9 protein-coding genes and 1 riboswitch are annotated in these 12059 nt (G+C 71.6%); of the genes, 4 read left to right on the forward strand and 5 right to left on the reverse strand.

The annotated features are described in order from the left end of the window. The first annotated feature begins 104 nt into the window (after nt 1-104). On the forward strand, nt 105-893 hold the full coding sequence (locus IE168_RS05270; RefSeq protein ID WP_189495946.1) for an RNase A-like domain-containing protein: 789 nt from the start codon (nt 105-107) through the stop codon (nt 891-893). Nucleotides 894-914: 21 nt separating this feature from the next. Continuing rightward, the gene (locus tag IE168_RS05275) at nt 915-1205 is read left to right on the forward strand and encodes a contact-dependent growth inhibition system immunity protein (RefSeq protein ID WP_189495948.1); all 291 of its coding nucleotides are present in this window, start codon (nt 915-917) and stop codon (nt 1203-1205) included. 124 nt (nt 1206-1329) lie between these two features. Here IE168_RS05275 and IE168_RS05280 read toward each other — a convergent pair whose 3' ends face one another. Both IE168_RS05280 and thiC read right to left on the reverse strand, forming a co-directional pair. After that, nucleotides 1330-1917: a DUF4136 domain-containing protein gene (locus tag IE168_RS05280; protein WP_189495950.1), complete on the reverse strand. Its 588-nt coding sequence runs from the start codon at nt 1915-1917 to the stop codon at nt 1330-1332. Between the two features lie 121 nt (nt 1918-2038). Then, complete coding sequence (thiC, locus tag IE168_RS05285) at nt 2039-3952, reverse strand: phosphomethylpyrimidine synthase ThiC (protein ID WP_189496418.1); 1914 nt, start codon at nt 3950-3952, stop codon at nt 2039-2041. Between the two features lie 80 nt (nt 3953-4032). Continuing rightward, nucleotides 4033-4133, reverse strand: a riboswitch (TPP riboswitch). Nucleotides 4134-4221: 88 nt separating this feature from the next. On the opposite strand from thiC, the gene IE168_RS05290 reads away from it, so the two are divergent. Then, on the forward strand, nt 4222-6168 hold the full coding sequence (locus tag IE168_RS05290) for a S9 family peptidase (protein ID WP_189495952.1): 1947 nt from the start codon (nt 4222-4224) through the stop codon (nt 6166-6168). Between the two features lie 46 nt (nt 6169-6214). Here IE168_RS05290 and IE168_RS05295 read toward each other — a convergent pair whose 3' ends face one another. Continuing rightward, complete coding sequence (locus IE168_RS05295; protein ID WP_189495954.1) at nt 6215-6568, reverse strand: hypothetical protein; 354 nt, start codon at nt 6566-6568, stop codon at nt 6215-6217. Between the two features lie 110 nt (nt 6569-6678). Here IE168_RS05295 and IE168_RS05300 point away from each other — a divergent pair, with 110 nt between their 5' ends. Continuing rightward, nucleotides 6679-7638, forward strand: coding sequence for a homoserine kinase (locus tag IE168_RS05300; RefSeq protein WP_229823140.1), 960 nt, complete (start codon nt 6679-6681; stop codon nt 7636-7638). 103 nt (nt 7639-7741) lie between these two features. On the opposite strand, the gene IE168_RS05305 is transcribed toward IE168_RS05300, so the two are convergent. Continuing rightward, complete coding sequence (locus IE168_RS05305) at nt 7742-10933, reverse strand: efflux RND transporter permease subunit (protein WP_268245189.1); 3192 nt, start codon at nt 10931-10933, stop codon at nt 7742-7744. Then, complete coding sequence (locus IE168_RS05310) at nt 10930-12042, reverse strand: efflux RND transporter periplasmic adaptor subunit (RefSeq protein WP_189495958.1); 1113 nt, start codon at nt 12040-12042, stop codon at nt 10930-10932. Before IE168_RS05310 ends, IE168_RS05305 begins: the two co-directional genes overlap by 4 nt. Nucleotides 12043-12059 lie beyond the last annotated feature (17 nt).

Here is a 12059-nt window from a genome sequence, read left to right on the forward strand (position 1 = left end):
CGTGATCCCCGGGTCGACCCGGGGGTGGGGTCGGTACCAGCTGTCGGAGGCCGCTCCCGGCTTCTAGCCTCTTGCGCTTCCCCCGCACGCAAGGCACCCGCCCCATGGATGTCGCACGAGCCCTCTCTCCCTCGACCGAATGGTCGCTTTCGACGGTGCAGCAGCCGTCCACCGCCCGCATGGCCATGGCGGCCGCCGCCGATCCGGACGCCGACCTCGTCGCCCACCTGCAGGACCTGGCCGACAGCGGCGGCATCGAGGACTTCCTCGACCAGGTCGGCAGCGCGATCTCGCTGGCCGGCGGCGACCCCACCTTCGGCGAACACCTCGATCCGCTGCTCGGCCGCATCCGCGACGCGTTGGGCGAGATCGACGTGCGGGGCCTGCCGCGCGTGGAGCGTGACGCGGTGGAGTCCACGATTGACGCGCTCGACGCCCACCTCGGCAACGATGGCGTCGACGGTCCGGATGCGCCCGAGGATCCCGACGGTCCCGACGCCCCGGTGCAGGTGCCCGGCGGCGGCCTCGAGGCCCACGAAGAGGTCGGCGGCCACCTGATCGAGCGCCATGTCGGCAAGAGCGAGGAATGGCTGGTCGACCGCGTGCGCCGCGACAACATCAGCGCCGCCTCCAGCTTCCGCGACCTCGGCGAAGCCGAGCACTTCGTCGCCGCCACCCTGTCCGAGCACCAGGACCGCATCGATGCCTGGGTCGATGGCAAGGGCGGCAACCGCCTGGTGATCGACGCGAGCTTCGACGCCAGCACCGGCATCTCGGTGAAGCGCGGCGAGTCCAACGCCGAGGACGTGTTCTCGGTGAAGCTGGTGCTGGAACGCTCTGACAGGCTCGACACCGGCTATCGCATCGTCACCGGCTATCCTTCAACGCCCTGATCCCGATCCCGAGGCCCCTGCATGAGCGACACGCCCGCGCTTGAGAACTTCCTGTCCGCGTACTTCCACCAGGACTGGAGCATGGAGCACGACACCGCCACCGGCGTGGTCGAGGCCTACCTGGGCAGCGAGGCGGACGCGGAGATCGTCGCGGTGCGCGACGACCTCGCACGCCTTGCCGGCGAAGGACTGGACGAGGCCGCGCTCGGCGCGCGCATGCAGTCGCTGGGCAGCGAATACGACCCGACGCGCGACGGCGGCAGCTGGCAGGCGTGGCTGGCCACGCTGCAGGCGGCGTTCACCCGCCGCTGAGCCAGAACCGCCTGTAGGAGCGGCTATAGCCGCGACCCGGTCTGACCACCTGGCAATTCGCCATCGCGGCTATCGCCGCTCCTGCAGGACACCGGGCGCCAGAAGACGCCGGCGGGGCGGTGGTTCAGTAGCTGCCGCCGGCGCGGTGCGGATACGCGGCGAAGATGTCGCGGATGGTGGCGTCGATCGCGGCATCGCGCGCCGCCGCGTCCTGGTTGCGCTTCACCCGCCCCACCGCGATGCCCTCCCACACCAGCGCGTTGCGCTTCGCATCCACCAGGTCGATGTTCATCGTGCCTTCGGTGTAGCGATGCACCGTGGTGCGATCGTGCCAGAACGGCACCGCGACATAGCCGCGATAGCGATAGCTGTAGTAGTAGGCGTAATCGACGTCGGGGATGGTGCTGACGTCGGTGCGCTGCTGCATGTAGGCGTTGATGTTGAGCCAGAGGTCGGGATCGTCCTCGCTGTAGCGGTAGCCGCGCGCCTCCATTTCGGCGCGCGCGGCGGCCTTCATGCGGCCGCTCACCAGGCTGGCATAGCCCTCGCGCTCGATCGCCAGCGGCGAATAGAAGGCGAAGCTGCGATAGGCGCTGAAGTCCGCGCGCGGATCGGAGTCCGAACTGACGCGCGGGCCGGTGGCGCAGGCCGCCAGCAGCGCCAGCAGCAGCCCGGCCAGAAGCCAGCGGAGGGATGTGGGAATGCGTGTCATGGTGGATCTCCCGTTCCTGGTGTGCGGCGACGCTAGCACGGGCGACGCTAGCACGCCGGCGACGGACGCCGCGTGATCCGCGGCGCCCGCGCCCGCCCGGCCGGCGCGCGTTTCCTTCCGTTCAGCCGGGCCGGTAGAGCTCGGCGCCGGCGGCCCTGAATTCAGCCGCCTTGGCGGCCATGCCGGCGGCGGCCACGTCGCCGGCGTCCGCATTCGAACCGGTGGCGTCCCCCTGCCCGGCGGCGAACTCGCGCACGTCCTGGGTGATCTTCATCGAACAGAAGTGCGGCCCGCACATGGAGCAGAAGTGGGCGAGCTTGTGCGCGTCCTTCGGCATCGTTTCGTCGTGGAATTCCTTCGCCTTCTCCGGATCCAGCCCGAGGTGGAACTGGTCTTCCCAGCGGAACTCGAAGCGCGCCTTGCTCAGTGCGTTGTCGCGCACCTGCGCGCCGGGATGTCCCTTGGCGAGGTCGGCGGCGTGGGCGGCGATGCGGTACGCCATGATCCCGTCGCGCACGTCCTGGCGGTTGGGCAGGCCGAGGTGCTCCTTGGGCGTGACGTAGCAGAGCATCGCGGTGCCGTACCAGCCGATCATGGCCGCGCCGATCGCGCTGGTGATGTGGTCGTAGCCCGGGGCGATGTCGGTGGTCAGCGGGCCCAGGGTGTAGAACGGCGCCTCGCCGCACTCGGCCAGCTGCTTGTCCATGTTCTCCCTGATCAGCTGCATCGGCACGTGACCGGGGCCTTCGATCATGGTTTGCACGTCGTGCTTCCAGGCGATCTTGGTCAGCTCGCCCAGGGTCTCCAGCTCGCCGAACTGGGCTGCGTCGTTGGCATCGGCGATACAGCCCGGGCGCAGGCCGTCGCCCAGCGAGAAGGCCACGTCGTAGGCCTTCATGATTTCGCAGATCTCCTCGAAGTGTTCGTACAGGAAACTCTCGCGATGGTGGGCCAGGCACCACTTGGCCATGATCGAGCCGCCGCGCGAGACGATCCCGGTGACCCGCTTCGCGGTCAGCGGCACGTAGCGCAGCAGCACGCCGGCGTGGATGGTGAAGTAGTCCACGCCCTGCTCGGCCTGCTCGATGAGGGTGTCGCGGAAGATCTCCCAGGTCAGTTCCTCGGCGCGGCCGTCGACCTTCTCCAGCGCCTGGTAGATCGGGACCGTGCCGATCGGCACCGGCGAGTTGCGGATGATCCACTCGCGGGTCTCGTGGATGTGCTTGCCGGTGGACAGGTCCATCACGTTGTCCGCGCCCCAGCGGATCGCCCAGACCAGCTTCTCGACTTCTTCCGCGATGCCCGACGACACCGCGCTGTTGCCGATGTTGGCGTTGATCTTGGTGAGGAAGTTGCGGCCGATGATCATCGGCTCGCTTTCCGGATGGTTGATGTTGCAGGGCAGGATGGCGCGGCCCCGGGCGATCTCGTCGCGCACGAACTCCGGCGTGATCCGCGCCGGGATCGACGCCCCGAACGACTGCCCCGGATGCTGCATCAGCAGCGGATGCCGCCCTCCTCCCCCGGCCGCCCCCAGCAGCTCGAGCCGCTGGTTCTCGCGGATCGCCACGTACTCCATCTCCGGCGTCACGATGCCGCGGCGCGCGTAATGCATCTGGGTGACGTTGGCGCCGTCCTTCGCGCGGCGCGGCAGCGTCCGCGCCGGGAACCGCACCGCGTCCAGCCTGGCGTCGCACTCGCGCGCGCGTCCGAACTCGGACGTCAGCCCCGGCAGCGGCGCCGTGTCGCCGCGCTCCTCGATCCAGCGCGCGCGCAGCGACGGCAGCCCCGCCGTCAGGTCGATGCGCGCGTCCGGATCCGTGTACGGACCGGAGGTGTCGTAGACGGTGATCGCCGGATTGTCCTCGCCGCCGAACAGGGTCGGCGTGCGCGTCTGCGCGATCTCGCGCATGGCCACGCGCAGGTCCGGCCGCGAGCCTTCGGCGAAGACCTTGCGCGAGCCCGGGATCGGCCGGGTGACGGAATCGGAAAGCTGCTGGGCCTGCTGCTGCAGGGGTGACGGCATGGCGTTCATCGGCATCGTCCTGTAGTGGGCGGGACGAAGCGGCGGCGCATGCTGCACGTTGCCCGCCAGCCGGCGTGCGGTGGCGGTGCGGTGCATCCTGCGAAGCTTCCCTACGCCGGTATCAGCCGGATCAGGTTCGAAGGGTCTGTCTCAACCGCGCCTTGCCGGCGCGGTACCCCCGCTTCGGGCGGCATTAGACCACATCGACGCGGACCCGCATGCCCAGCGGCCTCGGGCCGGTTAGTCTTGGCCACGGGGAATGGACGGGGAAGAAGGGAATGGGGATCTGGATCGTAGCCGCGCTTGCGGCCTGCCTGGTGGCCGGCGCCGCCCCGGCCTTCGCGGCGGAACCGGTGCCGGTGGAGGCGTTTGCCTCGTCCAACAGCATCGGGATGCTGCGACTGTCGCCGGATGGGCGCCATCTGGCCGTTTCGGTCGATTTCGGTGACGGCAACCACGCGCTGACGGTGTACCGCCTGGAGGACATGCAGCAGACTTCCCTGCTGCGGTTGCCGCGCTATGAGCTGCCCGTGCAGACCCGCTGGGTGAGTCCGCAGCGACTGGTGATCGCCAAGGGCCGGAAGATGGGATCGCGCGAACAGCCCGTTCCGACCGGCGAGATCATCGCCAGCGATCTTGACGGCGGCAACCAGACGTACGTGTACGGATACCGGCAGTCCACGCGGACCCCGGGCCTGGAGCGGGGCTTCGGCCGGATCGAGGGCCTGCCGGACGTCGCCAACGGCCGCTTCTACATGCGCCGGCTTTCGCGCGGAACCAACCGCTCCCAGCTGTACGACGTGGATGCCACGAAGACCACGGCACGGCTGGTCGCCGACATTCCCGTGAAGGACCTGTCGTTCGTCCTGGATCGCGACGGTGTGCCCCGCTATGCGTTCGGCAGCGACAGCGACGACAACTACCTGCTGTACATGGCCGGCCCCGACGGGGACTGGACACCGGTCGATGCTTCGCAGATGGGAGGCAAGTTCGTGCCGTTCTCGCTGACCGGCGACGGGCGCCAGGTGTACGCGTGGTTCAGCCGGGAAGGCGGTCCGGCCGCGCTGGTGAAGGCCAACCCCGACGGCGGCGGCCGGCAGGTCCTGGCCAGAGACGCGTTCGCCAGCGTGGGCGATCTGGAATGGAGCCCCGGTCCTGCCGAGCCGTTCGCCGCGACCGTGGGCCAGGGCAAGCCGCAGCCGGTGTACTTCGATCCGGCCTCGCAGGAGGCGCAGCTGCACCAGGCGGTCGCCCGCAACTTCCCCGACAGCCACGCCACATTCCTCAACCACAGCGACGACGGCGGCACCAGCCTGCTTTACGTGTACAGCGACCGCGATCCGGGCGCGTGGTACCTGTTCGACCGGGGCGCATCGAGCCTGTCCAGGCTGATGGTGCGGCGCGAGGGCATCGATCCGGCGCGGATGGGCGAGCGCAGGCCGATCCGCTTCCATGCCGGCGACGGGATGGAACTGGGCGGCATCATGACGCTGCCGCAGGGCGTGTCCGACCCCTCGCGCCTGCCCATGGTCCTGCTGCCGCATGGCGGACCGCACGCCGAAGGCGACGCCTGGGCCTTCGACAACGACGCGCAGTTCCTCGCCAGCCGCGGCTACCTGGTGCTGCAGGTGAACTACCGCGGCTCGCAGGGCCGCGGCGAGGCCTTCGAACGGGCCGGATACCTGAACTGGGGCACGCGCATCCAGGACGACCTGCTCGATGGCGTGCGCTGGGCGATCGACCGCGGCTACGCCGACCCGCAGCGCATCTGCGCGTACGGAGCCAGCTTCGGCGCCTACTCGGCGATGATGGCCGCCGCCCGCGCGCCGGAGCTGGTCAAGTGCGCCGTCGGCCTCGCCGGGTTGTACGACCTGAAGATGATGTACAGCAAGGGCGACATCCGCTCGACCACCTACGGGCGCAACTACCTGTCACGGGTGATCGGTCGTGACGACGCGGAGCTGGCGGCGCATTCGCCGACCGCGCTGGCATCGCGCATCAAGGCCCCGGTCCTCCTGGTCCACGGCGAGATCGACGAGCGCACGCCGCTGGCGCAGGCCAGGGCGATGAAAGGCGCGCTGGAAAGGGCGGGCAACCCGCCCGAATGGGTGGTCGTGCCGAAGGAAGGCCACGGCTTCTACAACGACCGGAACAGCATCGACTTCTACCGCCGACTGGAGTCGTTCCTCGCCCGGCACATCGGGCCCGCGCACGCAGGACCCTAGCGGGACGGGTCGCCAGGCAGGCGCCTGCCCGGCCGCGGCGGCGCGTTCAGCGCAAGGCCGCGTTGATGCCGGCCAGGGCCTTGCTGCCGGGGCACAGCGCGGGGGCGTCGAGGGAGTTCAGCGGCGCCTCGACCGTCCCCAGGTGGCCATGGAGGTCGCCGGCCTCCGGGTCGACGTGGAGCAGCCCGGTGACCACTTCGCCGCGCGCCTGGCGCTGCTGCAGATTCATGGCCGCGATCCGGTCGGGCGGGTCGTAGCCGCCGTCGAGCCGGCGCAGGCGCAGGACGCTGCCGTCGTGCTGGACCACGTCGAGCGTGCCGCCGGCCTCCTGCTCGTTCTTGATCGCCTCGCGCGCCGGGATCACGTCCAGCCGGTTCACCGCTTCGTTGTGCTCGCGCACGTGGTCGTAGCTGGCCGAGGAGGTAGTCCGGGGTCCTGGAACTGCAGCCGATGCCGGAAAGCTTGCGCCGCGCTGTCGCGGCACCCGGGCACGGTGGGACAATCCCGCGCATGGACGCATCGCATCGGCAGGCCCGCGCCTTCGCGCCCGCGGGCGTGGGCAACATCGGCGTGGGCTTCGACCTGCTCGGCCACGTGATCGAGGGGCCGCGCGACGTCGCCACGGTGCGCCGCATCGACGAACCCGTGGTGCGGATCGATGCGGTCCGCGGCGAGGTCCGCGGCATCGGCCGCATCCCCCTCGACGCCGAAACCAACACCGCCGGGCGCGCATTGCTGCAGCTTCGCGCGGCACTCAGGCTGCCGCATGGCTTCGCGGTCGAACTCGACAAGGGCATCCCGCTCGGCTCCGGCCTTGCCGGCTCGGCGGCGTCCTGCGTGGCCGCACTCGTTGCAGCCAATGCCCTGCTGGACGCGCCGTTGCCGCGCGAAGCGCTCTATCCCTTCGCGCTCGAGGGCGAGTGGGCCTCGACCCACAGCCACCAGGGCGACAACGTCGGCCCGATGCTGGTCGGCGGCGTGGCGCTGGCGACCTCCACCCTCCTGCTGAGGCTCGACGTGCCCGACTGGCTGCACTGCGTGGCCGTGCAGCCGGAGCTGGTGCTGGAAACCCGGCAGGCGCGCGCGGTCCTGGCCGAGCCGTATCCGCTGGAACAGGTGGTGCGGCACTCCTCGCACCTGGCGCTGTTCCTCACCGGGCTGTCGCGCGGCGACGCCGGCCTGATCGCCGACGGCCTGCATGACGTGCTGGTCGAGCCGCGGCGCGCGCCGCTGATCCCGGGCTTCGCCGCGGTGAAGCAGGCCGCGCTCGACCACGGCGCGCTCGGCGCCAGCATCTCCGGCGGGGGGCCGAGCTGCTTCGCCTGGTTCGCATCGCGCGCCGCGGCCGAGGCGGCCGCGCCCGACATGGTGGCCGGCTTCACCGCCGCCGGCGTCGCCGCCCGGGCGCACGTCTCGCCGGTGGCGGCCCCCCCCGCCGGACTCCTCGCCCCGCCAACCGCCCCCCTGTAGGAGCGGCTACAGCCGCGACCGGGCTGGCCGCACCTCCGGACAAACAGGCGTGCAACCGGCGGTCGCGGCTGTAGCAGCTCCTACAGGGAGGCCGGACCGCGGATCAGGGCGATGCCGCGGGCGCGGGCGGCGGCGCCTCGTCCCGCTTCACGCGGAACCAGGCGGCATACAGCGCCGGCACGAACAGCAGCGTCAGCACGGTCGCCACCGCCAGCCCGCCCATGATCGCCACCGCCATCGGCCCGAAGAACACGCTGCGCGACAGCGGGATCATGGCCAGGATCGCCGCCAGCGCGGTCAGCACGATCGGGCGGAAGCGGCGCACCGTGGCGTCGATCACCGCGTCCCAGCGCGCGTGCCCGGCGTCGATGTCCTGCTGGATCTGGTCGACCAGGATGATCGAGTTGCGCATCACCATGCCGGCCAGCGCGATCGTGCCGAGCAGCGCCACGAACCCGAACGGCACCCGGAACACCAGCAGGAACAGCACCGCACCCACCAGGCCCAGCGGGGCGGTGGCGAACACCAGCAGGCTGCGCGGGAAGCTGCGCAGCTGCAGCATCAGCAGCGTGGCGACCGCGAACAGGAACAGCGGCATGCCGGCCCGGATCGAATCCTGGCCGCGCGCGGAGTCCTCCAGCGTGCCGCCGGTCTCGAGCAGGTAGCCCGCCGGCAGCGCGTCGCGGATCCCGTCGAGCGTCGGCAGGATTTCCGCCACCACGTCCGCCGGCATCGCATCGCCGCGCACGTCGGCGCGCACGGTGACCGTGGGCAGCCGGTCGCGGTGCCAGATGATGCCGTCCTCGAAGGCGTATTCCAGCCGCGCGACCTGCGACAGCGGCACCGGGCTGCCGTCGGCGCCGTGCACGACCAGGTCACCGAGCGCGTCGAGCCCGGTGCGCTCGTCGAGCGGGCCGCGCACCAGCACCTCGATCAGCTCGTCGCCTTCGCGGTAGACGGCCACCGACTGGCCCGACAGCGAGGCCGACAGGAAGCGCGCCAAGCCCTGCGAGTCCACGCCCAGCACCCGCGCGCGATCCTGGTCGACCACCAGGCGCACGACCTTGCTGGGCTCGTCCCAGTCGAGGTTGACGTTGGCCACGTGCGGATTCGCGCGCACCTGGTCGGCGACCTGGCGGGCGATCTCCCGCGCGCGGTCGGCGTGCTCGCCGGAGACCCGGAACTGCACCGGATAGCCTACCGGCGGGCCGTTTTCAAGCCGGGTCACGCGCAGCTGCAGCTCCGGGAACAGCGGCGCGGCCTCGTCGATCAGCCAGTCGCGCAGCGCCTCGCGCGACTCGACGTCGCGCGCGAGCACCACGAACTGCGCGAGGTTGGTCTGCGGCAGCTGCTGGTCCAGCGGCAGGTAGAAGCGCGGCGAACCGCTGCCGACGTAGGCGACGTGGTTCTCGATTCCCTCGCGCTCCGCGAGCAGGGCCTCCAGCCGGCGCGCGGCCGCGTCGGTGGCGCGCAGCGAAGCGCCTTCGGCCAGCTCGAGGTCGACCATCAGCTCCAGCCGCTGCGAATCCGGGAAGAACTGCTGCGGCACGAAGCGGAAGCCGAGCAGCGACAGCACCAGCAGCGCCACCGTCGCCGCGATCACCAGCCAGCGGTGCACCAGGCACCAGCCCAGCAGGCGGCGCAGGCGGCGGTAGAACGGGCGCTGGTAGGGGTCGTGGCCGTGCGCGTGCGGCGCGCGCGGCGCCAGCGCGAAGGCGTACTGCGGCCAGCGGTCGGCCAGGCGTTCGCGCCAGGCACGGTGGCGCGCGGCCAGCGAGCCTGGCTTCGGCGGCTGCGCCCCCGCGAAGTCCGGCAGCATCTTCTCGCCCAGCCAGGGGATGAACAGCACCGCCGCCACCCACGACACCACCAGCGCGATCGTCACCACCTGGAACAGCGAGCGCGTGTACTCGCCCACCGACGAGGCCGCAGTCGCGATCGGCAGGAAGCCGGCGGCGGTCACCAGCGTGCCGGTCAGCATCGGGAAGGCGGTGTGCGACCACGCATAGCCCGCGGCGGTGAAGCGGCTGTCGCCCTGCTCCATGCGGATGGCCATCATCTCCACCGCGATGATCGCGTCGTCCACCAGCAGGCCCAGCGCCAGCACCAGCGCGCCCAGCGACACCTTGTGCAGGCCGATGCCGAAGTAGTGCATCAGCGCGAAGGTCATCGCCAGCACCAGCGGGATCGACACCGCCACCACCAGCCCGGTGCGCAGGCCCAGCGAGAAGAAACAGACCAGGAGCACGATCACCACGGCCTCGACCAGCACCCGCACGAATTCGCCCACCGATTCGCGCACCGCGGCGGGCTGGTCGGAGACCTTGTGCAGCTCCATGCCCAGCGGCAGCGTCGCCTGCAGGCGTTCGGCCTCAGACGCCAGGGTCTCGCCCAGCGCGAGGATGTCACCGCCTTCGCGCAGCGCCACGCCGATGCCGATCGCGTCCTCGCCCATGAAGCGCATGCGCGGCGCAGCCGGATCGGCGTAGCCGCGGGTCACCTCGGCCACGTCGCCCAGGCGCAGGGTGCGGTCGCCGGCGCGCACCGGCAGCGCGCGGATGTCGTCGATGGAGCGGAAGGCGCCGTCCACGCGCAGCTGCACGCGGTCGCTGGCGGTCTCGACGAAGCCCGCGGGCGTGACCGCGTTCTGCTGCGCCAGCGCCTGCTGGATCGCCGCCAGCGGCACGCCGAGGTTGGCCAGGCGCACGTTGCTGGCCTCGATGAAGACCTTCTCGTCCTGCAGGCCGATCAGCTCGACCTTGCCGACATCGGGCTGGCGCTGCAGCTCCAGCTCGATGCGCTCGGCGTAGTCCTTGAGCACGGCGTAGTCGAAGCCTTCGCCGGTCAGCGCGTAGATGTTGCCGAAGGTGTCGCCGAACTCGTCGTTGAAGAACGGCCCGACCACGTCCGCTGGCAGCGTGGCGCGGATGTCACCAACCTTCTTGCGCACCTGGTACCAGAGGTCGGGGACGTCGCGCGAGGGCAGCGCGTCGGCGGCCATGAAGATCACCTGCGACTCGCCCGGCCGCGAGTACGAGCGCACCATCTCGTAGCGGCCGGTCTCCATCACCGCCCGCTCGACGCGGTCGGTGACCTGGCGCGCGACCTCCTCGGCGGTGGCGCCCGGCCACAGCGTGCGCACCACCATCGCCTTGAAGGTGAAGGGCGGATCCTCGGACTGGCCCAGCTGCCGGTACGACCAGGCGCCGACCACGGCCGCCACCAGCATCACGTAGAGCACCAGCGCGCGGTTGCGCAGCGCCCATTCCGACAGGTTGAAGTGGGCGCGGCTCACGGCGTCGGCGCCGGAGCGTCCTGCGCCCCGGCGCCGACCGGGCGGTTGTGGCGGTCCACCGCGCTCACGGCCTGGCCGTCGCGCAGCAGGTGGCCGCCGGCCAAGACCACCCAGTCGTCCGCGGCGAGGCCCGAGGCCACCGGCACGCGCTCGGCGCCGAACTCGCCGGCCTCCACCGCGACCGGATGCACGCGGCCGTCGTCGAAGACCCAGACCGTGGCTTCGCCATCGTTGCCCCCCTGCACCGCCGACAGCGGCACCGACAGCGCCGCGCCCGCCCCGGCCGCGTGGACCTCGGCGCTCTGCCCGAGCGCCACGCGCGCGGCGTCGGCCTCGTCGATGGCGACCCGCGCGGCATAGGTGCGCGCGACCGGGTCGGCCGCGGGCGAGATCTCGCGAAAGCGGCCGCGCAGGCGCTGGCCCGGGGCGGTCCAGAGCTCGACCTCGACCGGCTGGCCGACGCTGAAGGCGCCCACCGCCGATTCCGGCAGCGCGATCGCCACCTCGCGGCCATCGTCGGCGGCCAGGGTGAAGACCGCCTGCCCGGCCGCCACCACCTGTCCGGCTTCGGCCTGGCGGCTGGCGATGACGCCATCCACCGGCGCGCGCAACTCCGCATAGCCGGCCTGGTTGCGGGCCACCTCGGCCTGCGCGCGGGCGGCCCGCGCCTCGCCGTCGGCGGCGCGCCAGGCGGCCTCCTGCGCATCGAGCGCGGAGCGGCTGACCAGCTGGTCCCGGGCCAGCGCGGCGTAGCGCGCGCGGTCGGCCGCGGCGCGCTTGAGCTGCGCCTCGGCAGCGGCCAGCCGGGCCCCGGCGGCGCGCGCCTGGGCCTCGAAATCACCCGGATCGATCACCGCCAGCAGCTGGCCGCGGGCGACCCGGTCGCCGGCGTCGACTTCGCGCCTGACCAGCTGGCCGCCGATGCGGAAGGCCAGCGGGCTTTCGGCGCGGGCGCGGATCTCGCCCGGGAAGCTGCGCGAGGTCCCGGGCGCAGGTTGGGGCCGCTCCACCAGCACCGGGCGCGGGGGTGGTTCCTGCGCGCCGCGATCGCCGCAGGCGCACAGCGCCATCACCATCGTGGCCACGGCCGCAGCGCGGATCCTTCGCATGCCCGACATCGTCGCTC

The organism is Luteimonas padinae, assembly GCF_014652935.1.
Taxonomy (GTDB): Bacteria; Pseudomonadota; Gammaproteobacteria; order Xanthomonadales; family Xanthomonadaceae; genus Luteimonas; species Luteimonas padinae.

Coding starts and splice junctions, on each gene's coding strand:
- IE168_RS05310 (WP_189495958.1), bottom strand. CDS start 12,042: ATGCGAAGGATCCGCGCTGCGGCCGTGGCCACGATGGTGATGGCGCTG.
- thiC (WP_189496418.1), bottom strand. CDS start 3,952: ATGAACGCCATGCCGTCACCCCTGCAGCAGCAGGCCCAGCAGCTTTCC.
- IE168_RS05270 (WP_189495946.1), top strand. CDS start 105: ATGGATGTCGCACGAGCCCTCTCTCCCTCGACCGAATGGTCGCTTTCG.
- IE168_RS05275 (WP_189495948.1), top strand. CDS start 915: ATGAGCGACACGCCCGCGCTTGAGAACTTCCTGTCCGCGTACTTCCAC.
- IE168_RS05280 (WP_189495950.1), bottom strand. CDS start 1,917: ATGACACGCATTCCCACATCCCTCCGCTGGCTTCTGGCCGGGCTGCTG.
- IE168_RS05300 (WP_229823140.1), top strand. CDS start 6,679: ATGGACGCATCGCATCGGCAGGCCCGCGCCTTCGCGCCCGCGGGCGTG.
- IE168_RS05290 (WP_189495952.1), top strand. CDS start 4,222: ATGGGGATCTGGATCGTAGCCGCGCTTGCGGCCTGCCTGGTGGCCGGC.